Source organism: Aeromonas bestiarum, assembly GCF_028751155.1.
GTDB lineage: Bacteria > Pseudomonadota > Gammaproteobacteria > Enterobacterales > Aeromonadaceae > Aeromonas > Aeromonas bestiarum.
In genome coordinates this window covers 911,338-937,528 of the sequence record NZ_CP064746.1, presented here as the reverse complement: position 1 = coordinate 937,528, position 26,191 = coordinate 911,338, and the positions used below count along the sequence as shown (strand labels likewise).

The following is a 26,191-nucleotide window of genomic DNA, read 5'->3' as shown; positions in this document are numbered from 1 at the left end:
CTTGAGCTGGGTGACGCCAGCGTCGAGGGGAGTCAGAAGCGTAGGGTAGCGGCTCACAAGGCCTCCGGTTAACTTTTTGTTATCAAATTGAAGCTAGAGTAAAGAATCGAAAATGCTTTTTCAAACAAATGTTTGGACATTTTTTCGGCGAACAGACGTGTTCCGAAGCAAGGAAGGAGAATCGCGCCATCGATCGCACCCAAGCGGAAATGGCAATTGGCGGGTCAACTGGTTAATAATGGCCCTTCTCTACCCATTAACAGGGCGATAACGCGGCTATGTCTATTTTCAAAGGTCTGGGGTGGCTGTTTCGCAGCCTCTGGCGTCTGCTCAACTTTACCCGGCTGATGCTGGTCAATCTGCTGTTTCTCATCGTCGTGCTGGTCATCATTTTCAGCGTCAGCCAGAAAGAGGCGCCCAGCGCCCCCATCGAAGGGGCCCTCACCCTCAATCTCTCCGGCGTGCTGGTCGAACAGCGCTCGCAAACCGATCCTACGGTGCAACTGCTGCGCCAGGTGGACAACAGCGAAGAGCTGCCCAGCGAGATAGTCCTCTCCGATCTGCTGTGGGCCATTCGCAGTGCCAAGGATGACGATCGCATCAAGGCGCTGGTGATCAAGCCGCAGGGGCTGCAGGGTACCAGCTTCTCCAAACTGCAGGAGGTGGCGACGGCCATCGACGAGTTCAAGGAGAGCGGCAAGCCGGTCATCGCCATGGCCGACTACTACAATCAGGGCCAGTACCTGCTGGCTGCCCACGCCGATCACGTGCTGCTCAACCAGAGCGGCGCCGTGCTGATCGAGGGGCTGGGCGTCTACCAGACCTACTTCAAGTCGGCACTGGAGCAACTCAACATCACCCCCCACGTGTTCAAGGTCGGCACCTACAAATCCTTCGTCGAGCCCTATACCCGCGACGATATGTCCCCCGAGAGCAAGGAGGCGAACCAGCGCTGGCTGGATCAGCTGTGGCAATCCTATGTGGCGGACGTGGCCGAGCAGCGGGAGATAGAACCCGAGGCCGTCGCGCCCGGCAAGGATCGCTTCCTCGAGCTGCTGCGCAAGGCCGGTGGCAACGCTGCCAACTACGCCCTCGACAACGGCCTGGTGGATCAGCTGGCCACCCGCGACGAGATGACCCAGGCGGTCATCAAGGAAGTGGGGGAAGACGAGGATCACGGCTGGAAAGGGGTCGGCCTGAAAACCTATCTGGCGGCGCTCCCCGAGCAATACCCCCAGAGCGGCAAGGATGAGGTAGGCCTCATCGTCGCCAGCGGCGCCATCATGGATGGCGTGCAGCCGGCCGGCACCATAGGCGGCGACAGCCTCTCCGATCTGCTGGCCGATGCCCGCCGTGACGACAAGGTGAAAGCCGTGGTGCTGCGGGTCGACAGCCCGGGCGGCAGCGCCTTCGCCGCCGAGCAGATCCGCGCCGAGCTGCTGGCCCTGAAGCAGGCCGGCAAGCCCGTGGTGATCTCCATGGGCAGCTACGCCGCCTCCGGTGGCTACTGGATCTCCGCCGATGCGGACAAGATCTTTGCCTCCCCCACCACGCTCACCGGCTCCATCGGGGTGTTCGGCATGTTCGCCACCATCGACAAGGCGCTCTCCCAGTACGGGGTGCACACCGACGGCGTCGGCACCACGGATTACGTCGGCGTCGGCCTGACCCGCGCCCTGCCGGATCACGTCGGCCAAGCCATTCAACTGAGCGTGGAAGACACCTATCAGCGCTTCGTCGGCCTGGTGAGCAAGGGCCGCGGCCTGAGCCCGGAAGAGGCGGAAAAAGCGGCCGAGGGCCGGGTCTGGACCGGTCAGGATGCCAAGGCGCTGGGGCTGGTGGATGAGTTTGGCAACCAGGAGGCCGCCATCAAGGCCGCCGCCGAGCTCGCCAACCTCAAGGAGTGGCAGGTCACTCCCATAGAAAAGGAGGAGTCCACCAGAGACAGGTTCCTGCGTCAGCTGTTCGACAGCAGCGCCCAGGCACTGGCCCCGCACCTGCAAAGCTGGTTGCCGGCAGGTTTTGGCAAGGCGCTGGCAGAGGTGAACCGCAGCCTGGATCCGCTGACCCGCTTCAACGACCCGCAGGGCACCTACGCCTTCTGCCCGGTCTGCGTGCCATAACCGGCAGACGCGCAACAAAAAACCGCCCTCGGGCGGTTTTTTTACATCTGCCTCAAGGGGCCCGAGTCACGCCAGCAAGCCGGACTCGTGCCAGTGGTGCAGCTCGGCCAGTACCCGGGTTTCGCGCGCCGTCCACTGGGGACAGGGGCCAGCCAGCTGGGTCTTGTTGGTCTGCAGCGCATCTTCCAGCTCGAACCAACCCGGCGTGAAGCCGAGTCGCACCTCGTAGGGCTGGGGACGCGGCTCGCTCCAGTCCTCCCCCACCTGGCAGAGGTAGTAGAAGGAGCGGATGCAGTAGGCGTCATAGTCGGCCTCGCGAGCGGCGCGATACTCCCGGGTCTGGCCGAGCAGGGCACCGACCGCCACCAGCTCGGCGCCACACTCTTCGCGCAGCTCGCGTGCCAGGGCGGCGCTGTGGCACTCCCCCTCCTCTATGCCGCCACCGGGAAACATGAGATCGCCGTTGACCCGGGAGTGAACCAGCAGCAGCCGGTCACCGCGCAGGACTATGGCCCTGACGGTGACGCGCTCCAGCTGGCGGCCACCCGGGGTCACCTGGCCGTGCATGAACTGGATGTCGAAGGGGTGAGGCCAGTCACTGGCCAGTTGTTCAATGTGATTCATCAGGTTCAGGGACGGTAAGTCCCGCTTTTTAGCTGCTCGACCAGGGTGGCGGCCTGGCTGTCCCAGGCCTCCTGATCGGCTTTGCTCAGGGAGTGATAGAGGCCGAAGCGCTTGGCCGAGACCTCGGGCGTATTCTGGAACGACTCGCTCACCTTGCCCCACAGATAGGCCAGACCGTACTGCTTCTGGCCCATGTAGAGGGTGCTGAGAGAGGTGAGGATCCGGCCGTTGACCGCATCCCCTTCCCGGTAGAGGGAGAGCGCATGGTGCATGAGCGCGATGGCCTTCTGCGGTTCGCTCTTGGCATGGATGCCCCCCAATGCCAGCTGCAACTCGGGCTCCTCCAGCACGGACTGTCCCTCCAGCGCCATGAACTGCTGGCGTGCCAGCTCGTTGGTGTTGTTGGTCCAGTGCCAGAGCAGCAGGTAGGGATCCTGCGAGTTGCGGGTAGCGGCATCGAGCCGGGCCAGCTGATCGCCGGCGGCCAGCATCCCCTCCACCCGAGGGCTCTTCTGCTCCCTGGCCGTCTTGTATTCGATGTTGGTGGAGCGCTCGGCGCACTTGAGGTAACGCTCCAGGCTGCGCATCACATCATATTTGCGCCTGTCCGTCCCCTCTTCCTGCAGATGGTAGCGAGCCCGGATGACGTCGGTTCGCTCATAGCGACACCAGCCGTCGTCCACCAGATCCTGACAGAGGGTCGGATGATTGCCGCAGATGTTGTGGATCCTGTCGTCGTTGCAGGCCGTGAGGGTCAGGCCGCAACAGAGAGCGAACAGCAGGGAGCGCGCTGGAAAATGGGTCATGGTTCACATCTTGTTGGTAACAATTGCAGCCTGTCACGGCCACCCTTGGCTAGCAAACAGATTACATATCCATTACAATACGCGCGCCGTATAAGGCCGCGACTGCAGAATAATATAACGAAATATACATCCCTACACTGATCTGCATTCGACGAATTTCTATTTGCCCCAACAACGTGAAATAAAGGATCTGGTTAATGACCCACGAGCACTACTTGCAAGCGTGGCAGGAGAGCCAGGAGCTCGCCGAAGCCATGCAACCCTTGATAGGTCGCCTCTACCGACAGCAAGGGATCGAGATCACCGTCTACGGACGTCCCCTGCAAAACGCCTCCACCATCGACATCCTCAAGGCCCACAGGGTCGTCCGCCGCCATCAGGGCGCCCCGCTGCCGATCCAACAGAGCTTCCCCCTGCTGCAGGACATTCTGGCCCTCAACCCGACCGCCGCCGAGATCGATCTGGGCAAGCTGGCCGTGGGTTACTGGCAGGATCACCAGGATGAGGCCGGTATCGACGACTACCTGCGCGCCAAGCTGGCACCGGCCCTGGGTCGCGGCGTACCGGCCCCCACCGATGTTGTGCTCTACGGCTTTGGCCGCATCGGCCGCCTGCTGGCCCGGCTGCTGATCGAGCGCACCGGCGCCGCCAACTCCCTGCGTCTGCGCGCCATAGTCGTGCGCGGTGGCCGCGAGGGGGATCTGGAGAAACGTGCCAGCCTGCTGCGTCGCGACTCGGTGCACGGCCCTTTCAACGGCTCCATCGAGGTGGATGTCGAGCGCAGCGCCATCATAGCCAACGGCACCTTCATCCAGGTGATCTATGCAAACAGCCCGGCCGACATCGACTACACAGCTCATGGCATCCAGAATGCGCTGATCGTCGACAACACGGGTGTCTGGCGTGACGAGGCGGGCCTGTCTGAACACCTGAAGGCGCGCGGCGCCGCCCGTGTGCTGCTGACCGCCCCCGGCAAGGGCGAGATGAAGAACGTGGTGTTCGGGGTCAACCACGAGGTGATAGGTCCGGATGACAAGATCATCTCGGCCGCCTCCTGCACCACCAACGCCATCACCCCCGTGCTCAAGGTGATGCAGGACAAGTACGGCATCCGCCACGGCCACGTGGAGACGGTGCACTCCTACACCAACGATCAGAACCTGATCGACAACTATCACAAGGGCGAGCGACGCGGTCGCAGCGCGGCCCTCAACATGGTGATGACCAGCACGGGCGCCGCCAAGGCGGTGGCCAAGGCACTGCCGGCGCTCAAGGGCAAGCTGACCGGCAACGCCATCCGGGTGCCGACCCCCAACGTGTCGCTGGCCATCATCAACCTGTCGCTGGAGCAGAGCACGGATCGGGATAGCCTCAATGCCTATCTGCAGCAGATGGCGCTGAGCTCGGCCCTGCATCGCCAGATCGATTTCAGTGCCAGCACTGAGCTGGTCTCCTCCGACATGGTGGGTTCGCGCTTCGCGGGCATAGTGGACTCCCAGGCCACCATAGCCGAGGGGGATCACTGCGTGCTCTACGTATGGTATGACAACGAGTTCGGGTACAGTTGTCAGGTAGTGCGGGTGATGGAGCAGATGGCTGGCGCGGTTCGCCAGGATCTGCCCGCCTGATCCCAATTCGTCATGGCTCAATGTGCAAGGAGAAGGCCGGATGTCGTTTCAACAGGGTGAGTTTCAACAGGCCATCAGACAGATGCCCAAAGAAGTGTATGAGCGGCTCAAGACCGCGGTCGAGCTCGGCAAGTGGCCCGATGGCAAGCCCCTCACCGACGAGCAGAAGGCCACCTCGCTGCAGGCCGTGATGGCCTGGCAGGCGATGCACATCGATAACCCCGAGCACATGAACATAGGCCGTGACGGCGAGATAGTGATGAAGAGCAAGAGCGAGCTCAAGCGTCAGTATCGGGATGAAGAAGAGATAGTCCGTATCGAGATCAGTCACTGAGCCTTGCCGCGAGCCCAGGCTCGCACGCCATAGCAAAAAGGGGAGCCATTATGGCTCCCCTTTTTTTTCCTATCTATGCAGGATGGCTCATCCCCCTCATCCCCAGCCCTTCTCCCGCAAGGGGAGAAGGGAGCAGGCTCGCACCTGCGAACAGTAAGCGGGCCACCAGCCGGCGATCTTCATGGCAAACCTCGCCACCTCGATCTATCCCCTCTCCCCTAGGGAGAGGGCCAGGGTGAGGGGGAAACCAGTCAGGGCGTCAGCTCGCCGCGCAGGGAATGCTGCATCAGCTCGCGGATGCGCGGCGCCGGCAAGTCCTGGCTCAGCAGGAAGTGCAGCTTGGTCAGCGCCGCCTCGGCCGTCATGTCAAAGCCCGAGATGACCCCGGCACGGGACAAGGCATTGCCGGTGGCATAGCCCCCCATGTTGACCTTGCCGTGCAGGCACTGGCTCAGGTTGACTATGATGACGCCGCGGGCCGAGGCCTCGGAGAGCAACGCCAGCATGGCCGGGTTCTGCGGCGCATTGCCCACCCCGAACGACAGCAGGATCAGCGCCTTCACCGGCTGCTGCAGAATATTGGCGATCACCTCGCTGGAGATGCCCGGATAAAGGGTCACCACGCCGATAGGCTGAGGGGTGATGTCGTGCAGCACCAGCGGCCGCTCGGACTGTGCGCCCAGCTCGCCCGCTTCCAGCGAGATGGCGATGCCGGCATTGAGCAGCGGCGGATAGTTCGGTGAGTCGAAGGCGTGGAAGCCATCGGCGTGCACCTTCTTGCTGCGGTTGCCGCGATAGAGCTGGTTGTTGAAAAACAGTGTCACCTCGTGGATCGGGTAGTTGGCCGCGATGTAGAGGGCGTTGAGCAGGTTCTGCTGACCGTCGGAGCGCAGCTCGGCGAGCGGGATCTGGGAGCCGGTGATGATCACCGGCTTGTGCAGATCTTCGAGCATGAAGGAGAGGGCCGAGGCGGTGAACGACATGGTGTCGGTGCCGTGCAGGATCACGAAGCCGTCGTATTTCTCGTAGTTGTCTCGAATGTCCTCGGCGATGCGCTGCCAGTCCGCCGGCGTCATGTCGGAGGAGTCGATGAGGGGATCGTATTCGTGAATATGGTAATCCGGCATCTCGGGGCGATGAAACTCGGGCATCCGCGCCAGACAGTCTTCCATGAAGCCCGCCATCGGCACATAGCCGTGGTCGGAGCGCTGCATCCCTATGGTGCCGCCTGTGTAGGCAATGTAGATGGACTTCTTCACACCCTCTCCTCTTTGATGGGCACAACACCCATGTTAATGGGCTGAATACCCGCAAACCATGAATCCCATGGGAAACGAACCTGTGTCTTCACATTCCGTTCGTTGCCGCTGATGGGCTGGAAACCGGCGAATTATAGAGACTGGCGCCCCAAATGACAGCCGGGAAATGGCCTGCATGCCGTATTAAACGGCGACTAACCCAATAGTGTTAAATGTCACAATAAAGTACAAATCTGACCATTAATCTGACAAATCTGGATATAAGCGGTGCTTTTTGCTACTATCCGCCGGATTTTTCATAAATCTCATCTGGATGCCTGATCCGTTCAGGCCCACATCGATCCCATTTTTGCGTGGGACGGGGGCATGTCGCCCCTTCTTTGTTGGCACGTGAGCCACACTGTTTTTATCCCGGCTGAATCTGTGAGTCTTCATCAACGAAAGACACAGCCAATCAACATGGGAGTACTGAATGCTACAACTTGATTCCTACGCCACCCTGGTCGCAGCCACTCTGGTGCTGCTGCTCGGTCGTTTGCTGGTGACCCGAGTCGGGCTGCTGCGAACCTTCAACATCCCCAAACCGGTTGCCGGCGGCCTGGTGGTCGCCCTGGTGCTGCTGCTGCTGCGCTCGACCCTGCAGCTGGAGTTGCAATTCGACACCAGTTTGCAGACCCCGCTGATGCTGGCCTTCTTCGCCTCCATCGGTCTCTCCGCCGATCTCGCCAGCCTCAAGCGCGGCGGCAAGGCGGTGATCACCTTCCTGATGGTGGTGACCGGCCTGCTGCTGGTGCAAAACAGCCTGGGTGTGGGTCTGGCGACCCTGCTCGGCCTGGATCCCCACATGGGGCTGCTGGCCGGCTCCATCACCCTCTCCGGCGGCCACGGCACTGGTGCGGCCTGGAGCGCCACCTTCGCCGAGAAGTACGGGGTGCAATCCGCCGCCGAACTCGCCATCGCCTGTGCCACCTTCGGCCTGGTGCTGGGCGGCCTGATCGGCGGCCCGGTGGCCCGCTATCTGGTCAAGAAGGTGCAGGTACCCGGTGAAGAGCACAACAAGGATGAGGCGCCCAAGGGCTTCGAGATGCCCGACATGGAGCGCCCGCTCACCACCTTCAGCCTGATCGAGACGCTGGCGCTGATCGCCATCAGCCTCAAAGGGGGCGAGCTGCTCTCCGCCTCCCTCAAGGGCGGCGCGCTGGAGCTGCCGATCTTCGTCTGCGTGCTGTTTGTCGGTGTGCTGCTGCGCAACCTGCTGACCCTGTTCAACTGGCATGAGGTGAGCGACCGCGAGGTTTCCCTGCTCGGCAACGTCAGCCTGTCGCTGTTCCTGGCCATGGCGCTGATGAGCCTCAAGCTGTGGGATCTCGCCAGCCTGGCGCTGCCCATCTTCATCCTGCTGGCCGCCCAGACGGTGGCGATGGCGCTCTACGCCATCTTCGTCACCTTCCGGGTCATGGGCAGCAACTATGACGCGGCCGTGCTGGCGGCGGGCCACTGCGGCTTCGGCCTGGGGGCCACCCCGACGGCCATTGCCAACATGCAGGCCATCACCCAGCGCTTCGGCCCGTCCCATCTGGCGTTCCTGGTGGTGCCCATGGTGGGGGCCTTCTTCATCGACATCATCAACGCCATGGTGATCAAGCTGTTTATGGCGCTCCCCTTCCTGTAAACCGCTCGGCCAGACGTGATATGAACAAGAGCCCACCTCATGGTGGGCTCTTTGCTTGCTGGCATCCTGGCTGTACGGCGCCATCGCCCGTTGGCACAACCACTCAGGCGACAGCGGCAAGCATGGCAGCCGCCTTCCCTGTCATGACACAGCCAGACCGCAGACAACAAAAAGCCCCGCACCAGGGTGCGGGGCTTTGTTCAGAATGGGACGCAGGCGTCCCATCGGCATCATTCCTTACAGGATAAAGGTCGACACCTGCTGGTTCAGGTCGGTGGCACGACCCTTGAGGCTATGAGCCTGATCCAGATCGCGCATGGCGGCGGCGGTGATCTCGTCACTCACATCCTTGATGGCGGTGGTGTTCTGGGTGATCTCGCCAGTCACCTGGGTCTGCTCCTCGGCGGCGGTGGCGATCTGGCCCGCCATGTCGGAGATGAGCGACACGGCCCGGGTGATCTCTTCCAGCGCGGCGGCGGCGGCATCGGCGTCTTTCACGCTGTTGTCGGCCAGCCCCTGGCTGGTCTGCATCAGGCTCACCGCACGGGCCGTGGTCTGTTGCAGCGTCTCTATGGTGGACTGGATCTCCTGGGTGGAGTCCTGGGTACGGCGGGACAGCACCCGCACCTCGTCCGCCACCACGGCGAAACCACGACCCTGTTCACCGGCTCGGGCCGCTTCGATGGCCGCGTTCAGCGCCAGCAGGTTGGTTTGCTCGGCTATGCCCTGGATGGTGGAGAGGATGCCGGAGATGGCCTGGGCGTGACGGCTCAGCTCGCCGATCACCTCGGTCGCCTGCCCCACCTCTTCGGCCAGGCCGTTGATGGACTGGCGAGTCTGGTTCACCAGCATCTTGCCCTGCTCACTGCTCTGGGCGGATTGCTGGGCGGCGGCGGCGGTGTTCTCGGCGTTGCCGGCGATCTCCATGGTGGCGCTCGCCATCTCGGTGACGGCGGTGGCGACCATGGTCACTTCCTGCTGCTGACGCTGCAGCTCGTCCACGGCGGCCTGGTTGGTCACCAGACTGCGCTCGGCATCGGCGTTCAGCTCGTTGGCCAGCTTGCGGATGTTGCCGATCAGCTGGTGCTGGCTGCCGACGAAGCGGTTGAAGCTGTTGGCCAGCTGGCCCACTTCGTCGTTGGCGTCGATCTTGATGCGCTGGGTCAGATCGCCGTTACCGTCGGCGATGCGGGCCAGGGCCTGGGAGACCTTGCTGAGCGGGCCGAGCAGCAGACTCACCAGCCAGGAGATGGCGATGATGCTGCCCACCAGCACCAGCAGGGCCAGGCCAAGCTGGGTCATCAGCAGAGAGGAGAGCGGAGCTTCCAGAGTTTCCTTGTCCAGCACCAGCACCAGCTCCCAGTCGGTATCCGGGATATCCACGGCCCACAGCAGCTTGTCACGGCCTTCGTTGTCGAAGTAGGCCGGGATCAGGCTGTTGCTGGCCTTGCTCTGTTCGATCAGGGAGTTGGTCAGATCGTTGTCGATCTCGGTGGCCGGCTTCATCGCCTTGGCCGCGTCCTTGTACGCGATGACGGTGCCGTCCTTGTGCATCATGATGGCGATACCGTCGGCGGGCAGCTTCATCCGGGTGACGTCTTCCACCAGGGAGGCGATGGAAAGGTCGCCACCGACCACGCCGCCCTGCGCCGGCTGGGCCAGGGTCACCACCATGATGTTGTAGGCCACGTCCAGATAGGGCTTGGTCACGATCAGGCCGCCCTTGCTCATGGCTTCCTGATACCAGCCACGGGAGCGCGGGTCATAACCGTCACGGTTGATGGAAGGGTCAGAGTCGTTCATCTTGCCGCTGCCCTCACCGAAGTAGGTGAGCTGGAAGCGACCCGAGACTTGCGCCTGTTGCAGGGCGTTGAGGGGGTCGGCACCGGCCTTGCTGCCGAGCGCCTGGATCACGTCGCGACGGGCGGAGAGCCAGTCACTGACACTGGCGGCCTGCTGGCTGCCGAGGCGTTGTACCTGTTCCTGACTGCCTTGCAGCAACAGGGACTTCTGGCTGGTATAGCTCTGCCAGGAGAGCAGCAGGATCACCAATGACAAGGCGATCACCACTGACAACAGTATCTTCTGCTTGAGTGATAGGTTTTTCATCATGATTTCTTCTTATGAGGTCAGGAACAGGATTTCCCAAAAGTGCACAGCACTGCATCGTTGTTAGCGACCCGCCAGGCCGAAACTGAACCTGAAAATGAGTCTGCGGGCGATATTTTCCACCGAGTTGGGGAAAACTGCACCAGAAATTGACTACAGGACGCGCACAAGGACAGGCGACCCTGTTTATTCCTTCCACAATTGGCTAGAATATCCCGTTTTTAAATCACATCGACCCCGAGAGTTTTCACGATGTTTGAAGTCAATCCTGTATTAAACAAGCTTAAGGAGCTGTCTGAGAGGACCGAGCTTCTTAGGGGGTACCTTTGACTATGACGCCAAGAAAGAGCGTCTAGAAGAGGTCAACGCCGAGCTGGAACAGCCGGACGTATGGAATGAGCCGGAGCGCGCACAGGCGCTGGGCAAGGAGCGCGTCACGCTGGAAAACGTGGTGGGCACCATAGACACCCTGACCCAGGGCGCCGAAGACGTCGAAATGCTGGTCAGCCTGGCGGTGGAAGGGGAAGACGAAGAGACCTTCAACGAAGCCGTGGCCGAAGCCGATGTGCTGGAAAGCAAGCTGGTGGATCTGGAATTCCGCCGCATGTTCTCCGGTCAGCACGACGCCTCCGACTGCTACATCGACATCCAGTCCGGCTCCGGTGGTACCGAAGCACAGGATTGGGCCAACATGGTGCTGCGCATGTACCTGCGCTGGGGCGATGCCCACGGTTACAAGCCTGAGCTGATCGAGCTCTCTGACGGCGACGTGGCCGGCATCAAGTCCGCTACCATCAAGTTCACCGGCGAATACGCCTTCGGCTGGCTGCGCACCGAGACCGGCGTCCACCGTCTGGTTCGCAAATCTCCGTTCGATTCCGGTGGCCGCCGCCACACCTCGTTCTGCTCCATCTTCGTTTATCCCGAGATCGATGACGACATCGACATCGAGATCAACCCGGCAGACCTGCGTATCGACGTCTACCGTGCCTCCGGCGCCGGTGGTCAGCACGTCAACCGGACCGAATCCGCGGTACGTATCACCCACATACCGACGGGTGTCGTGGTACAGTGCCAAAACGATCGTTCCCAGCACAAAAACAAAGATCAGTGTATGAAGCAGCTGAAAGCCAAGCTCTACGAGCTGGAAATTCAGAAGCAAAACGCTGAGAAACAAGCCCTCGAAGAGACCAAGTCCGATATCGGCTGGGGCAGCCAGATCCGTTCCTATGTGCTGGATGATGCGCGCATCAAGGATCTACGTACCGGCGTCGAAACCCGCAATACCCAGGCGGTGCTCGACGGCGACCTGGACAAGTTTATCGAAGCTAGCCTGAAGTCAGGCCTGTAAAAAACAGAACAGCAGGAATCACCATGTCTGAACAAACCACAACTCCGGAAGTCGACCACACTCTCGAACTGAACAACGAGATGACGGAGCGTCGTTCCAAGCTGGCCGCCTTGCGTGCCCAGGGCAACCCCTTCCCCAACGACTTCCGTCGTGACAGCCTCTCCGGCGATCTGCACGCCGAGTTTGGCGACAAGAGCGCCGAAGAACTGGTGGCCTTGGGTAAACAGGTGAAGATTGCCGGTCGCATCATGACCCGCCGGATCATGGGCAAGGCGTCCTTCGCCACCCTGCAGGACATGGCTGGCAAGATCCAGGTCTACGTGACCCGTGACGATCTGCCGGAAGGCTTCTACAACGAGCAGTTCAAGAAGTGGGATCTGGGTGACATAGTCGGCGTGGAAGGGACACTGTTCCGCACCAACACAGGTGAACTCTCGGTGCACGTCTCCACCATACGTCTGCTGACCAAGGCACTGCGTCCGCTGCCCGAGAAGCACAAGGGTCTGACCGACCAGGAAGCACGCTGCCGCCAGCGTTATCTGGATCTGATCGCCAACGAAGAGTCCCGCAAGACCTTCATGATCCGCACCAAGGTGGTTGCCGGTATCCGCAAGTTCTTCAACGACAAGCGCTTCATGGAAGTGGAAACCCCCATGATGCAGGTCATCCCGGGTGGCGCCTCCGCGCGTCCGTTCGTCACTCACCACAATGCGCTGGACATCGACATGTACCTGCGTATCGCCCCCGAGCTCTATCTGAAGCGTCTGGTGGTCGGTGGTTTCGAGCGCGTGTACGAGATCAACCGCAACTTCCGTAACGAAGGCATCTCGGTGCGTCACAACCCCGAGTTCACCATGATCGAGTTCTACATGGCCTATGCCGACTACATCGATCTGATGGACCTGACCGAAGAGCTGCTGCGCACCCTGGCGCAGGACATTCTGGGCGACACCAAGATCCGTTACGCCAAAGAGGGCGAAGAGGGTCTGACCATCGACTTCGGTCAGCCGTTCCAGCGCCTCACCATGGTGGACTCCATCCTGAAGTACGCCGATGGCGTTACCCTGGAAGATCTCTCCACACTGGAGAGCGCCAAGGCCGTTGCCAAGCGTCTGCACATCGAGCTGATGAAGGGCTGGGAGCTGGGTCACGTGATCACCGCCATCTTCGAAGAGACAGTGGAGCACATGCTGCTGCAACCGACCTTCATCACCGAGTACCCGGCCGCCGTCTCTCCGCTGGCGCGCCGCAACGACGTGAACCCGGACGTGACCGACCGCTTCGAGTTCTTCATCGGTGGCCGCGAGCTGGCCAACGGCTTCTCCGAGCTGAACGATGCGGAAGATCAGGCCAAGCGCTTCCAGGATCAGGTGAACCAGAAAGAAGCCGGTGACGACGAAGCCATGTTCTACGACGCCGACTTCGTGACCGCGCTGGAACACGGCCTGCCGCCGACCGCCGGTCAGGGCATTGGTATCGACCGTCTGGTCATGCTGTTCACCAACAGCCACACCATCCGCGACGTCATCCTGTTCCCGGCCCTGCGCCCGCAACAGAAATAAGCCCAAGGAGCAGGCCAGGCCTGCACCTCGATGGCAACAAAACGCCCCGCAACTGCGGGGCGTTTTTTATGGCGAAGGCAGCCCGGTGGCGAACCCCCGAGGGTAACGCACGCCGGCACCTCACGGGGTGGGCGGCAGCAACCACTCCCCCTGCCACAGGGTCAGCGCCTGGCCCGACATCCACACGCGATCCCCCTGCAACTCGAGCACAAGCTCCCCGCCCCGCGCCGAGATCTGGCGTGCCCTCAGCTGCGTCTTGCCGAGCCGCTCGGCCCAGAAGGGCACCAGGGCACAGTGGTTGGAGCCGGTGACGGGATCCTCATCCACTCCGACCCAGGGGGCGAAGTAGCGGGAAACGAAGTCATCATCCCCGCGGCTGGAAGGGGCCGTCACCATCAGGCCGCGACCGGGCAGCGCGCGCAGGACGTGAAAATCGGGGGTGAGCGCACGGACTTCCTCCTCGCTTGCCAGCTCCAGCAGGAACTTGGCGCCGGCGGCCAGGGTCTGCACGGGTGTGCAACCGACCGCCGCCCCATAGGCAGGATCCAGCGCCAGAGGCGTGAGCGGGATGCGCGGGAAGTCGAGCCGGATCCACTCTCCCTCGCGCCTGGCCAGCAGTTCGCCGCTGCGGGTCTCGAAGCGGATGACCTCCTGCGGTGCCACAGCCCCCGTCTGCCACAGCACATGGGCGGCCGCCAGGGTGCCGTGGCCACAGAGATCCACCTCCACCCTGGGGGTAAACCAGCGCAGCCGATAGTGCGCAGCCCCCAGGGGACTGAGGAAGGCGGTCTCCGACAGGTTGAACTCGGCCGCCATGGCCTGCAACTGCGCATCGGACTGGGCCGGCCCCAGTACCACCACGGCCGGGTTGCCGCCAAAGGGCTGCCGGCTGAAGGCATTGACATGAAACAGTCTGACAATCGACATTCGCATTTCCTGTGGTGCCACGACCGGGCTCATTCATCGCCGTTTATACCATGAAATCGGGCCCTGCCCGAACGGGCCCAGGAGCCCGCCAGGCACGTTTTTAATGCACTAATAGAATAAAAAAGACATTTTTATTCTTTGTTGTTATCCATCACACCCCTTAACCTGACCAAAAATCAGACCATGGAAGACGAGTGTGATGCAATTGAAGGATTCTCTGACCAACCTAGCCCCCCTCTCTGATGAACAACAACGTCAGCTGAACCAGGCGCTCTCGACCCTCAATACCCAGCAACTGGTCTGGGTGAGCGGCTATCTCTACGGTCTCTCCCAATCCGGCAGCCAGCCTGCGGCAGCCAGCGGTGCGCCGGCGGCACCCGGCGGCAGCCTGACCATTCTCTACGGATCCCAGACAGGCAACGCCAAGGGCGTGGCCAGTGCCATCAAGGCGCAGGCCGAGGCACGCGGCCTGCCGGTGACCCTCACCTCCATGGCGGACTACAAACCCAAGCAGCTCAAGAAAGAGACCCACCTGCTGGTGGTAGTGAGCACTTACGGGGAGGGTGAACCACCGGAGAGCGCGGTCGATCTGTTTGAGCAGCTCAAGAAGGGCAAGGTCGGCAAGCTGGAGGGGCTCAAGTTCGCCGTACTGGGGCTGGGTGACAGCTCCTACGAATTTTTCTGCCAGACCGGCAAGGATTTTGACGGCCTGCTGACCAAGGCGGGCGCCGATCGCGTGCATGAACTTGCCAGCCTGGATGTGGACTATCAGGAGGCCGCCAAGGCCTGGGGCGAGCAGGCGGTCAATACCATTGCCACCACCCTCTCCGCAGGTTCGGCCAGCAGCAGCGTGACGAACGCGCTGCAACAGGCGGTCGGTCACAGGCAGTACGACAAGGCCAACCCCTTCCCGGCCCGCCTGTCACTGAATCAGAAGATCACAGGCCGCGATTCCACCAAGGATATCCGCCATATCGAGATCAGCCTGGAGGCGTCCGGCATCACCTATCAGCCGGGGGACGCCCTCGGCGTCTGGTTCGACAACGACGCCGATCTGGTGGGGGAAGTGCTGGCCTTGGCCGGGCTGAGCGGTGACGAGGCGACCGCCCATGGCAGCCTGCGCGAGGTGCTCACCCGCAATCTGGAACTGACCCGGTTGCACGGCGGCTTTATCACGGGATTGGCAGAGATCTCGGGTAGCGCAGCGCTGAAAGACCTGGCCGGTGACAAGGCTCAGGTCAATGCCCTGGTCGCCTCTGCCCAGGTGGTGGATGTGCTGAAACGCTTCCCGACCCCCTTGAGCGCAGAACAGCTGGTCGGCCTGCTGCGCCCCCTCACCCCGCGCCTCTACTCCATCGCCTCCGCCCAGAGCGAAGTGGAAGAGGAGGTGCATCTCACCGTTGGCGTGGTGCGCTACCCGCAGGAAGATGGCACCGTGCGCAGTGGCGCCGCCTCCTCCTATCTGGCCGACCGGCTGATTGAGGATGCCGAGGTGCGGGTGTTCGTGGAGCACAACGACAACTTCCGCCTGCCAGCCAATCCCGATACCCCCGTCATCATGGTGGGACCGGGCACCGGCATCGCCCCCTTCCGCGCCTTTATGCAAGAGCGTGAGGCCCAGGATGCCTCGGGCAAGAACTGGCTCTTCTTCGGCAACCCCCACTTCACCCAGGACTTCCTCTATCAGGTGGAGTGGCAGCGCTATGTGAAATCGGGCCTGCTGTCGAAGATCTCGCTGGCCTTCAGCCGGGATCAGGCCAACAAGATTTATGTGCAGGACAGGCTGCGCGAAGCGGGCCTGGAGCTCTACCAGTGGCTGGAAGCAGGTGCTCACTTCTATGTGTGCGGTGATGCCAATCACATGGCGAAAGATGTGCAGGAGGCCCTGCTGGATGTGATTGCCGAACACGGCCACAAGAGCCGTGAAGAAGCAGAAGAGTATTTGAGCGAATTGCGTCGTGCCAAACGTTATCAAAGGGATGTCTACTGATGAGCAAGCAAACAATCTCGAAACAAGGAGCAGGACCGGTTGAAGGGCCACTGTCCGACAACGAACGCCTCAAGCGCGAGAGCAACTTCCTGCGCGGCACCATAGCGCAGGATCTGCAGGATCCCCTCACCGGCGGCTTCAACGGTGACAACTTCCAGCTGATCCGTTTTCACGGCATGTATCAGCAGGATGACAGAGACATTCGCCCCGAGCGCACCGCCCAGAAGCTGGAGCCGCTGCACAACGTCATGCTGCGCGCCCGCCTGCCGGGTGGCATCATCACCCCGGCCCAGTGGCAGGTGATCGACAAGTTCGCCGAGGAGCACAGCCTCTACGGCAGCATTCGCCTCACCACCCGCCAGACCTTCCAGTTTCACGGGGTCTTGAAGCACGACATCAAGCTGATGCACCAGACCCTCAACAGCACGGGCATAGATTCCATCGCCACCGCCGGCGACGTGAACCGCAACGTGCTCTGCACCAGCAACCCGGTGGAGTCAGCGCTGCACCAGGAGGCCTACGAGTGGGCCAAGCAGATCTCCGAACACCTGCTGCCCAAGACCCGCGCCTATGTGGAGATCTGGCTGGATGGCGAGAAGCTGGGTGGGGACGAGGAGCCGATCCTGGGCTCCAACTACCTGCCGCGCAAATTCAAGACGACAGTGGTGATCCCGCCCCACAACGACATAGACGTGCATGCCAACGATCTCAACTTCGTGGCCATTGCCGAAAACGGCAAGCTGGTGGGCTTCAACGTGCTGGTGGGCGGTGGTCTCGCCATGACCCACGGCGACACCAGCACCTACCCGCGCAAGGCGAGCGACTTTGGCTTTATTCCCCTCTCCCACGTGCTGGAGGTGGCGGCCGCCGTGGTCAGCACCCAGCGTGACTGGGGCAACAGGGTCAACCGCAAGAACGCCAAGACCAAGTACACGCTCGAACGGGTCGGTGTGGAGGCCTTCAAGGCCGAGGTGGAGAGCCGCGCCGGCATACCGTTCGGGCCTGTGCGTCCCTATGAGTTCACCAGCCGTGGCGATCGCTTCGGCTGGGTGGAGGGGATAGATGGCAAACACCACCTCACCCTCTTCATCGAGAACGGCCGCCTGCTGGACTTCCCGGGCAAGCCGCTCAAGACCGGCATGCTGGAGATAGCCCGCGTACATCAGGGGGATTTTCGCCTGACCGCCAACCAGAACCTCATCATCGCCGGCGTCCCCGCCAGCGAGAAGGCGCGCATCGAAGCACTCGCGCGCCAGTATGGCCTGCTGGATGACGGCGTGAGCGAGCAGCGCAAGCAGTCCATGGCCTGCGTGGCCCTGCCCACCTGCCCGCTGGCGATGGCCGAAGCCGAGCGCATGCTGCCCGCCTTCGTCACCGATATCGAAGGCTTGCTCACCAAACACGCGCTGGCGGATGACGCCATCATATTCCGGGTCACCGGCTGCCCCAACGGCTGCGGCCGCGCCATGCTGGCCGAAGTGGGTCTGGTGGGCAAGGCGCCGGGCCGCTACAACCTGCATCTGGGTGGCAACCTGGAGGGGACCCGCATCCCGCGCCTCTATCAGGAGAACATCACGGAGCCGCAGATCCTGGCGGAACTGGATACGCTTATCGGCCGCTGGGCCAGGGAGCGCGACGGTCACGAGTGCTTCGGTGACTTCGTGATCCGGGTTGGGGTGGTGGCGCCCGTCATCGACTCCGCGAGGGACTTCTATGCAGCCTGAACTGACTGATGGCGGGCGGCTGACACTGACCGCCGATGGCAGGCTCGACCTCAATGCCCTGCTCTCCTTGAGCCGGGACGAGCAGAGCGAGGCGCTGGCCCCTATCAATCAGGCTCTCGAGGCCATAAGCGCCCCCGAGCGGGTGCGCTGGGCGCTAGCGAACCTGCCGGGGGAACACGTGCTGTCGTCGAGCTTCGGCATCCAGGCGGCGCTGATGCTGCATCTGGTGAGCCGCGAGCGCGGCGATGTGCCCGTGGTGCTGACCGATACCGGTTATCTGTTCCCCGAGACCTACCGCTTTATCGATGAGCTGACCGAGCGCCTCACGCTGAATCTGAAGATATACAGGGCCGAGTTGTCACCGGCCTGGCAGGAGGCGCGCTTCGGCCTGCTGTGGGAGCAGGGAGTGGAGGGGATCAGCCGCTACAACCAGCTCAACAAGGTGGAGCCCATGGACAGGGCCCTGAACGAGCTGGGCGCCCAGACCTGGTTCTCCGGCCTGCGCCGGGAGCAGTCAGGCAGCCGGGGCGCGCTGCCGGTACTGGCCATCGCGCGCGGCCGCTTCAAGTTCCTGCCGGTGATCGACTGGAGCAACAAGGACGTCTTCTACTACTTCAAGGAGCATGACCTGCCCTACCACCCGCTGTGGGAGCAGGGTTACCTCTCGGTCGGCGACGTGCACACTACCGCCAAGTGGGAGCCGGGCATGAGCGAGGAGCAGACCCGCTTCTTCGGCCTCAAGCGCGAGTGCGGCCTGCACGAGGAGAGTGTCCAGGAAAGTGGCGAGCAGAGCGGCTCCGGCATCTGAACCTGCTGACAAGCCAGGATCCTGACAATAAAAAAACGCCCGGCAACTGCCGGGCGTTTTTTTATTGCTGAGGTGCAGCGGCCAAGGTGCGCAGGGAAGTACGCCCTGCACACCGCCACGCCATCCGCTTACTGCACGGCGGCGCGCGCCTGGGTCAGCCAGTCGTTGACCAGGGCCTCATGCCCCTTGAGCCAGGCCTCGGCGTGGCGCTCAATATCCGCCGGTTTGTTCTGACCCTTGTTCATCAGCCCGTTCTGGATGTTGATGTCGTTCAGCGGCAGCTTGACGATGCTGAACAGCTTGGCCGCCGCCGGGTTGGCCTCGGTGAACGCCTTGTTGGCCACTATGTGCATGGTGTTGACCGGAAAGCCATAATCCTTGCCGTTGGGCAGGCGGGTCTGGGCGGCATCCTTGGCACCGGCGGGCACTTCCAGCCACACCACGTCCCGTCCCGGCACCAGCTCACTGCTCAGCCAGTAGGGGGTCCAGGTGTAGTAGAGCACCGGCTTGCCACTCTGGTAACGGGCCCGGGTATCGGCGATCAGGGCCGCGTAGTTGCCCTGCTTGTGGGTGACGGTCGGGGTCAGGCCGAACTCGTCCAGATGATGGTTGATGGCCTCTTCACAGCCCCAGCCCGGGTTGCAGCCCACCAGATCGGCCTTGCCGTCGCCATCGCCGTCAAACAGCGCCGCCAGCTTGGGATCCTTGAGCTGACCCAGGTTGGTGATGCCGTACTGGGTGGCGGTCTTCTTGTCGATGAGGTAACCCTGGGCGGCGCCCGATACATAGGTGCCCTGGCGGAAGAACACCTTGTCGCCGCCGGCCTGTTCGTACTTGTTGTCCTGCAACGGGATCCAGTTAAAGGCCAGGAAGGTGCCATCGCCCTGCGCCACCGAGGCGTAGGCCACGTTGTAGTCCACCTCCTGCACCGCCTGGACGTCATAGCCCAGGCGATCCATCAGCTTGCTGACCAGCAGGGTCTGGAAGGTCTCTTCCGGCAGTGAGCTCTGCAAGGGTTGAACGCGGATCCCCTCCCCCGGCAGTTCGGCGCTGGCCATGGCGACCGAACTCAGCAACAGGGAGTTCAGCACCAGGGCGCTCAGGGTCTTAGTGATGAGTCTCATGCGTTTACTCCTTTGTAATCAATAACGTTACGGCGACCGCGCAGGCGCATCAGCAGGGCCACGGGACCATGTTGATACCAGCGGCCTGTGTGGCTGCGATCCCGCTGTCCCATGGCCTGGGTCAGACGGTCGAGCACTATGGCCAGCAGCACTATGCCGAGGCCACCGATGGAGGCGAGCCCCATGTCGAGGCGACCTATGCCGCGCAGTACCATCTGGCCCAGACCACCGACCGCTATCATGGAGGCGATCACCACCATGGAGAGCGCCAGCATCAGGGTCTGGTTGACCCCGGCCATGATGGTGGGCATGGCGAGCGGCAGCTGTACCTTGAACAGCAACTGGGAGGGGCTGGCGCCAAACGAATGGGCCGCCTCCACCAGATCCGCAGGCACCTGACGGATCCCCAGCATGGTCAGCCGGATCATGGGCGGCAGGGCGAAGATGACGGTCACCACCACTCCGGGCACGTTGCCGATGCCGAACAGCATGACGATGGGAATGAGATAGACGAAGGCTGGAGTGGTCTGCATGGCATCCAGCAGCGGCCGGGTCCAGGTGGAGAGCCGCTCGCTGCGGGCCAGCAGAATGCCGACCGGCAAGCCGATCAGGATGCAGAAGAAGAGCGAGGTCAGCACCAGCGACAGGGTCACCATGGCATCGGACCAGGCACCAATGAGGCCGATCCCGACGAGAGAAAGCAGGGTTCCGATTGCCATGCGACCGTTGACCAGCTGCCAGGCGATCAGGGTCAGCATCCCTATCATCAGGGTGGATGGCATCGTCTGCAGCAGATGGGTCATGCCGTTGAGGGTGACCTCTACCGGTGCCCGGATCAGCTGGAACAGGGGGCGCAGGTTCTCGACCAGCCAGCCGATGCCGCCCTCGACCCAGACATCCAGCGGTACCAGCGCCTGCTGGAAGGGATCCAGCCAGTCGACGGCCGCGGAAGTATCCGCCGCTTCAATCTGGCTCTGCCAGTCGGCGGCCTGGGTTTCGGTACTGCCCCAGGGATCCGTCGCCACAGTCGTGGCGGCCGTGGCGCCCCAGGGATCGGCCTGCGCCTCATCGGCCCGGGCGGGGGCGCTCGCCAATAACAACAGCGCCAGCAAGCCGGTCAGCAGACGATGAAAGGGTTTGATATTCATACCGGGGTACTCCTGTCCAGGGTGTTCAGCAAGTTGGCCTTGGAGATGAGCCCCAGATAGGTGCCATCTTGCTCGACCACGGGCACCTGACAGGGCGCTGCGGCCACCTGACTGATGAGTTCGTTGAGAGAGGTGTCGGCCTGGATGGGCTGGATATCGGCCAGCAAGGCCTGCTCCAGGCTTCCCTTGTTTTGCACCGCCTGACCGAGCGACTCGACCGAGACGACGCCGAGGAAGCGACGGCTGCGATCCACCACGTAACCGAACTCCCGCTCCTGATCCTTGAGCTGACGCAGGGCGTTGCCCGGCCCGTCCGTGGTGTGCTTCTTGATGAGTGGCATCTGCTTGCGACTGACGATATCGCGGGCACTGAACACGTTGGCCAGATCCACACCGCGAAAGAAGGCACGTACATAGTCGTTGGCGGGCTGGCTCAGGATCTCGTCGGGGGTCCCGACCTGGATCACCTGACCATCCTGCATGATGGCGATGCGATCGCCGATGCGCATCGCCTCGTCCAGATCGTGAGAGATGAAGACTATGGTGCGCTGATGGCTGGCCTGCAGCTTGAGCAGCTCATCCTGCATCTCGGTGCGGATCAGCGGATCCAGCGCGGAGAAGGCCTCGTCCATCAGCAGGATATCGGGGTCATTGGCCAGCGCTCGGGCCAGGCCGACCCGCTGCTTCATGCCACCGGAGAGAGCATCGGGGAAGGCGTCCATCCACTGGCCCAGGCCCACCTGATTGAGTGCCTGACGGGCACTTTCCTGGCGTTCGAGAAGCGGCACACCGGCCAGCTCCAGGCCGAAGGCGGTATTTTCCAGCACGGTCAGATGAGGCATGAGGGCGAAAGATTGGAACACCATGCTGATCTTCTTGCGCCGCACCTGGCGCAGTTCACTGTCCGAGATGGCGGCAATGTCCTCACCGTCGATCAGCACCTGACCACGGGTCGGTTCGATCAGCCGGTTGAAGAGGCGCACCAGGGTGGATTTGCCCGAACCGGACAAGCCCATCACCACGAAGATCTCTCCCTCGTGGATGGCCAGATCGACCCCATGCACACCCAGGGTCTGCCCGGTCTTCTGCAGAATGCTGGCGCGGTCGTGCCCTTTCGCCAGCAATTTGAACGCCTTTTCCGGCTGTTCTCCGAAGATTTTATAGAGTGATTTCACTTCGAGTTTGACTGTCATACTGTCCTTTTTTCATGGTCGACATCTTGGTAGTTAACCTGCCGAACGCGAACCAATTACTTTCTACACTAAGCAATTTTCATGAAAAACAAAAGAACCATAAGAGTCCACACAAAACAATGAAAACATAACATATTGATTTATAACTATTATTTTTGACAAGAAAAAGCCATAAATCGACAAACATGGGCCATGCCAGCACGAATTATTTGATTAGATAACTAATCATAGTTCTGTTTTGACAGGCCAATAAGAGGGGAAAATCAGGCAGACCGGGGGATGCCGCCAAGCAGGATCCTGAACAGGCTGCAGGGCAGGAGAAATCCTTACAGCCCGAATGATATGCAGGCAAAAAACGAGGGGATATAGGAGGGGGTTGAACGCAGCAATGTCAGAAGCCCTGCCTGCCGGACCTGCCCTTTGTTGCAAGAAAAAAGCCCCTGTGCAGCACGAGGGGCTTTTCGGCTTCAACGGTTATTCAATGCGATTCAACGCCGCTGCCAGGTTTCGAAGCAGTAGGGATGGGGGTTCTTCTCGTCGGACTCATGGGATTCGCGCTCAACGCAATGCCACTCGTCCTCCTCGAAGGCGGGGAAACGGGTATCCCCTGCCACCGCCAGATCGATTCGGGTCAGATAGAGGCTGTCGGCCCGTGGCAGCAGCTGGCCATAGAGATGACCGCCACCTATCACCATCAGCTCGTCTACCGCCTGACCGTCGGCCAGCAGCGCCAGCGCAGCCTCGACCGAATCGACCACCTCCACCCCGTCGGCCTGGTAATCTGGGTTGCGGCTGATCACCAGATTGCGCCGCCCTGGCAGCGGCCGACCTATGGATTCGAAGGTCTTGCGCCCCATTAACACCGGCTTGCCCAGGGTCACCCGCTTGAAGTGGGCCAGATCCGCCGGCAGGTGCCAGGGCATCTGGTTATCCAGGCCTATCACGCGATCGTTCGCCATGGCGGCAATCATGGAAATCTTCATGGGGTCAGCCTCTCACACCGTCTGTCAAATAATGGGCCGGTTACGGTACACGACCAGGGAGGGGATCGCCAAACCGAAACTGAGGGCCCCCACGATGAAGAGTGCCTTGAGCCCGTTCTCCACCGCACTCTGGATAAGATCCATGGTCACCCCGGAGATGTTGAGCTCCACCACGGCGATCATCGCCTTGAACGCATAGCTGCCCGGGATCATGGGGATGATGGAGGCGACGCTGAACACGGGGCGCGGCGCCAGCAATCGGCGCGACCAGTAGACGCAGACAAAGCCGACCGTGGTCGCCGCCGCCAGGGTGGCCCACTCGATGGGCATGCCGTAATGAATGAGCAAGGTACGCAGGCTGTGGGCCAGGGCACCGCCCATGGCGCAGTACTTCAACATGCGCGGCGGCACGTTGAACAGCATGGCAAACCCTACCGCCGGAATGGAGGACCAGAAGGCATCCTTGGCCAGCAACCAGACAAGATCCATCATACCTTCCACCCCCAGATACCGGTGACCGACATGGCCAGGATGATGCCGATGGCAGCGCTGATGGTGAGCAGGGTGGCGGTGCCCCAGCGCGCCAGCCCCATGTTGAAGTAACCCTTCACCATGTCGGAAACTGCATTGATGAGCGGGAAGCCCGGCACCAGCAAGAGCACGCTGGCGGCCATGGCGAGATAGGGTTGGGCGCCCCAGTTGAAGAAGGTGGCACTGGAGGAGAGCAGGGTGGCGATGAAGCCGGTCGCGGCAAAGTTGATGAGCGGGCTGTGGTGATGGCGGGCGATCAGCTGGCGCACTCGCATCGCCACGGCAGAAGAGAGGCAGGTCACCAGGAAGATGGGCCAGTCGCCACCAAACAGCAGGCTGAAGGCGCCGCAGGAGAGCCCCACCATGGGCACCACCAGCCAGGGGTGGTAATGAAACGGCACTATGCCGTCGAGCCGCTGACGCACCTCGCGCGCACCGATCAGCTCCTTCTCCGCCATGATGCAGATACGCTGGATCTCGCACACCACCTGCATGTTGATGCCGTGCTCCCGCACCCGGCGGGTGGTGGTGACGCAACTGCCCTGATAGAGGCTGGTGAGCACTATGGCGCTGGAGGAGATGGCCATCTCGACGCTCTCCAGCCCCAGCGCCATGCCGAGCCGGACCGTGGTCTGCTCTATGATGCGACTCTCGGCCCCGAACTGGGCCAGCATCTGGCCCACCTTGACGATGATACGGGTGATCTCTGTCTGCTGCTCCCGCGACAGCACCCGTCTTGGTGTGATACTTCTCATAATCCCTTCGAGTCGTAGCAAAATTAAAGTATCGCCATATTAGCCTAACTGTCGGCGCCATACATCCACACCGATCACGGCAATAATCAATTTTTAATAAAACAGCGAACGCCACGAAAATACATCAAATACATTACAAATCACCCCAGATAAATTAACGTCAGCAAGCGGACCTCACCCGATGACAAATATATAATGCGGGATATTATTCAGCCATTCCATCAAGAGGATATTTATTTCTTCTTGCGATAATAATCGAAGAAAGAAACCACATTATTTTCTCTGTAGACGGGGGCCTGGTCGGCATAGAGATTGGCATTGAGCTGGATCATCTCGCTGCGCATGGAATAAAAGGAGTCGTGCATCATGGCCGCAATACGAATACAGCTATCCATGTTGTTCTTGGCCAATTGACGCTGACAGTCGATACGAAACTGCAGGCCGCGCAATCGCTGCTGCTGCTCCGGACTGACCCGGTCGATCAACCCCTCTATCTGCTGGCGCAGCAACTCGTCGAGCCGCTCCGGCTCCGCCACCGCCAGTCGCCTCAAGGTATCAAAATCAGGCAACTCCATATGCCCTCCCGCGGCCAGCCGCTGCATGGTGATACTCAAACAACAACGATCAGTACAAGATTCAACCAACCGTATAATGAGTTATATAAGACGATTGCCCTCCAGGTTCAATCCATACCAAGGCCTTTCGAGGCTGACTGCGCCAAAAAATGACCGCCGTTCGGGGAATCATTTTCTTATTCGTTATGGATCAACCAATTAATCATCAATATGTCGGCTGTCTTCGTTTATACATTTTTAGGACGGCAATGCCGGAGCCTTATGTCTTATTGAAAGAGAGTCTGCAAGATTGCTTTTCATTCGACACTCCATCTTGTGCCCCAGCCTCGCCAACCCCTGACCTCGTTTAACATATCTCACTGATTATGTTATTTTATTTGCCACTTATTCTAGGCAACCAAGAGCAGACCATGAGCAAGGCAAGAATCGGCATCGTCACCGTCAGCGATCGCGCCAGTGCAGGCATCTACGAAGACCTCTCCGGCAAGGCCATCATAGAGACGCTGGGCGCGTATCTGACCTCTGAATGGGAACCCGTCTATCAGGTGATCCCGGATGAACAGGATCAGATCGAGGCGACCCTGATCCGGCTGGCGGACCAGGAGCAGTGCAGCCTCATAGTCACCACGGGCGGCACAGGCCCGGCCAAGCGGGATGTGACCCCAGAGGCCACGGAGGCGGTGTGCGATCGCATGATGCCGGGCTTTGGCGAGCTGATGCGGGCCGAATCCCTCAAGTTCGTGCCGACCGCCATCTTGTCGCGCCAGACCGCAGGCCTGCGCGGCAGCTCCCTCATCGTCAACCTGCCGGGCAAGCCCAAGTCCATCCGCGAGTGCCTGGATGCCGTCTTCCCCGCCATCCCCTACTGCATCGATCTGATGGAAGGGCCCTATCTCGAATGCGATGAAGCCGTCATCAAGCCGTTTCGCCCCAAGAAATAGGCCCTGAGTGGGCGGGGTGATCCC

22 protein-coding genes are annotated in these 26,191 nt (G+C 61.4%); 10 read left to right on the top strand and 12 right to left on the bottom strand.

Going from position 1 to position 26,191, the window contains the following annotated elements:
* The first annotated feature begins 278 nt into the window (after window positions 1–278).
* A complete protein-coding gene (gene sppA, locus IU367_RS04595) occupies window positions 279–2,123 on the top strand; it encodes a signal peptide peptidase SppA (RefSeq protein WP_241325248.1) in 1,845 nt (614 codons plus the stop codon).
* Between the two features lie 66 nt (window positions 2,124–2,189).
* Here sppA and IU367_RS04590 read toward each other — a convergent pair whose 3' ends face one another.
* On the bottom strand, window positions 2,190–2,747 hold the full coding sequence (locus IU367_RS04590; RefSeq protein WP_043140095.1) for an NUDIX domain-containing protein: 558 nt from the start codon (window positions 2,745–2,747) through the stop codon (window positions 2,190–2,192).
* Window positions 2,748–2,752: 5 nt separating this feature from the next.
* Complete coding sequence (locus tag IU367_RS04585) at window positions 2,753–3,553, bottom strand: DUF2989 domain-containing protein (protein WP_274453551.1); 801 nt, start codon at window positions 3,551–3,553, stop codon at window positions 2,753–2,755.
* A 197-nt stretch (window positions 3,554–3,750) separates the two neighbouring features.
* Between IU367_RS04585 and IU367_RS04580 the strand changes: the two genes are divergently transcribed.
* A complete protein-coding gene (locus IU367_RS04580) occupies window positions 3,751–5,181 on the top strand; it encodes a glyceraldehyde-3-phosphate dehydrogenase (RefSeq protein WP_274453550.1) in 1,431 nt (476 codons plus the stop codon).
* Window positions 5,182–5,221: 40 nt separating this feature from the next.
* A complete protein-coding gene (locus tag IU367_RS04575; protein WP_043140085.1) occupies window positions 5,222–5,515 on the top strand; it encodes a YeaC family protein in 294 nt (97 codons plus the stop codon).
* A gap of 251 nt (window positions 5,516–5,766) precedes the next feature.
* Here IU367_RS04575 and ansA read toward each other — a convergent pair whose 3' ends face one another.
* Window positions 5,767–6,774, bottom strand: a complete 1,008-nt coding sequence (gene ansA / locus IU367_RS04570; protein ID WP_274453548.1) for an asparaginase — start codon at window positions 6,772–6,774, stop codon at window positions 5,767–5,769.
* Window positions 6,775–7,246: 472 nt separating this feature from the next.
* On the opposite strand from ansA, the gene gltS reads away from it, so the two are divergent.
* Window positions 7,247–8,446 carry a sodium/glutamate symporter gene (gltS, locus tag IU367_RS04565; RefSeq protein ID WP_042866683.1) on the top strand — a complete coding sequence of 400 codons (1,200 nt, stop codon included), beginning with the start codon at window positions 7,247–7,249 and terminating at the stop codon, window positions 8,444–8,446.
* 237 nt (window positions 8,447–8,683) lie between these two features.
* Here the strand turns inward: gltS and IU367_RS04560 are convergent, their stop codons facing one another.
* The gene (locus tag IU367_RS04560; RefSeq protein ID WP_274453547.1) at window positions 8,684–10,555 is read right to left on the bottom strand and encodes a methyl-accepting chemotaxis protein; all 1,872 of its coding nucleotides are present in this window, start codon (window positions 10,553–10,555) and stop codon (window positions 8,684–8,686) included.
* Window positions 10,556–10,807: 252 nt separating this feature from the next.
* On the opposite strand from IU367_RS04560, the gene prfB reads away from it, so the two are divergent.
* Both prfB and lysS read left to right on the top strand, forming a co-directional pair.
* Window positions 10,808–11,906 (top strand): peptide chain release factor 2 gene (gene prfB, locus IU367_RS04555; RefSeq protein ID WP_098982715.1). Its coding sequence is split into 2 segments (ribosomal slippage): window positions 10,808–10,882 and window positions 10,884–11,906, totalling 1,098 coding nucleotides; the frame shifts between segments, so codons are not numbered across the junction.
* 23 nt (window positions 11,907–11,929) lie between these two features.
* Complete coding sequence (gene lysS, locus IU367_RS04550; protein WP_042866684.1) at window positions 11,930–13,468, top strand: lysine--tRNA ligase; 1,539 nt, start codon at window positions 11,930–11,932, stop codon at window positions 13,466–13,468.
* A 120-nt stretch (window positions 13,469–13,588) separates the two neighbouring features.
* Here lysS and IU367_RS04545 read toward each other — a convergent pair whose 3' ends face one another.
* Window positions 13,589–14,395 carry a PhzF family phenazine biosynthesis protein gene (locus IU367_RS04545; protein WP_274453546.1) on the bottom strand — a complete coding sequence of 269 codons (807 nt, stop codon included), beginning with the start codon at window positions 14,393–14,395 and terminating at the stop codon, window positions 13,589–13,591.
* Window positions 14,396–14,594: 199 nt separating this feature from the next.
* On the opposite strand from IU367_RS04545, the gene IU367_RS04540 reads away from it, so the two are divergent.
* The 3 genes from IU367_RS04540 to IU367_RS04530 are packed head-to-tail and all read left to right on the top strand — an operon-like array spanning window position 14,595 to window position 18,917.
* The gene (locus IU367_RS04540; protein WP_274453545.1) at window positions 14,595–16,385 is read left to right on the top strand and encodes an assimilatory sulfite reductase (NADPH) flavoprotein subunit; all 1,791 of its coding nucleotides are present in this window, start codon (window positions 14,595–14,597) and stop codon (window positions 16,383–16,385) included.
* On the top strand, window positions 16,385–18,109 hold the full coding sequence (gene cysI, locus IU367_RS04535) for an assimilatory sulfite reductase (NADPH) hemoprotein subunit (RefSeq protein ID WP_274453544.1): 1,725 nt from the start codon (window positions 16,385–16,387) through the stop codon (window positions 18,107–18,109). Before IU367_RS04540 ends, cysI begins: the two co-directional genes overlap by 1 nt.
* A complete protein-coding gene (locus IU367_RS04530) occupies window positions 18,099–18,917 on the top strand; it encodes a phosphoadenylyl-sulfate reductase (RefSeq protein WP_274453543.1) in 819 nt (272 codons plus the stop codon). Before cysI ends, IU367_RS04530 begins: the two co-directional genes overlap by 11 nt.
* A 128-nt stretch (window positions 18,918–19,045) precedes the next feature.
* Here the strand turns inward: IU367_RS04530 and proX are convergent, their stop codons facing one another.
* The 7 genes from proX to IU367_RS04495 all read right to left on the bottom strand — a co-directional run bounded on the left by proX (window position 19,046) and on the right by IU367_RS04495 (window position 25,226).
* Entirely contained in the window at window positions 19,046–20,041 is a 996-nt protein-coding gene (gene proX / locus IU367_RS04525; RefSeq protein WP_103472631.1) for a glycine betaine/L-proline ABC transporter substrate-binding protein ProX, read from the bottom strand.
* Window positions 20,038–21,189 (bottom strand): glycine betaine/L-proline ABC transporter permease ProW, encoded by a 1,152-nt coding sequence (proW, locus tag IU367_RS04520; protein ID WP_043140069.1) that lies wholly within the window; start codon window positions 21,187–21,189, stop codon window positions 20,038–20,040. Before proW ends, proX begins: the two co-directional genes overlap by 4 nt.
* The gene (gene proV, locus IU367_RS04515) at window positions 21,186–22,382 is read right to left on the bottom strand and encodes a glycine betaine/L-proline ABC transporter ATP-binding protein ProV (protein ID WP_043556197.1); all 1,197 of its coding nucleotides are present in this window, start codon (window positions 22,380–22,382) and stop codon (window positions 21,186–21,188) included. Before proV ends, proW begins: the two co-directional genes overlap by 4 nt.
* A gap of 488 nt (window positions 22,383–22,870) precedes the next feature.
* On the bottom strand, window positions 22,871–23,365 hold the full coding sequence (gene folA / locus IU367_RS04510; protein WP_274453542.1) for a type 3 dihydrofolate reductase: 495 nt from the start codon (window positions 23,363–23,365) through the stop codon (window positions 22,871–22,873).
* Between the two features lie 24 nt (window positions 23,366–23,389).
* Window positions 23,390–23,857 (bottom strand): threonine/serine exporter family protein, encoded by a 468-nt coding sequence (locus IU367_RS04505; RefSeq protein ID WP_042866694.1) that lies wholly within the window; start codon window positions 23,855–23,857, stop codon window positions 23,390–23,392.
* Window positions 23,854–24,651, bottom strand: coding sequence for a threonine/serine exporter family protein (locus IU367_RS04500; protein ID WP_052159096.1), 798 nt, complete (start codon window positions 24,649–24,651; stop codon window positions 23,854–23,856). The genes IU367_RS04505 and IU367_RS04500 overlap by 4 nt, the downstream gene beginning before the upstream one ends.
* A gap of 233 nt (window positions 24,652–24,884) precedes the next feature.
* Window positions 24,885–25,226, bottom strand: a complete 342-nt coding sequence (locus tag IU367_RS04495) for a DUF3135 domain-containing protein (protein WP_043140058.1) — start codon at window positions 25,224–25,226, stop codon at window positions 24,885–24,887.
* 410 nt (window positions 25,227–25,636) lie between these two features.
* Between IU367_RS04495 and mog the strand changes: the two genes are divergently transcribed.
* Window positions 25,637–26,167: a molybdopterin adenylyltransferase gene (gene mog, locus IU367_RS04490; protein ID WP_274453541.1), complete on the top strand. Its 531-nt coding sequence runs from the start codon at window positions 25,637–25,639 to the stop codon at window positions 26,165–26,167.
* Window positions 26,168–26,191: the final 24 nt, after the last annotated feature.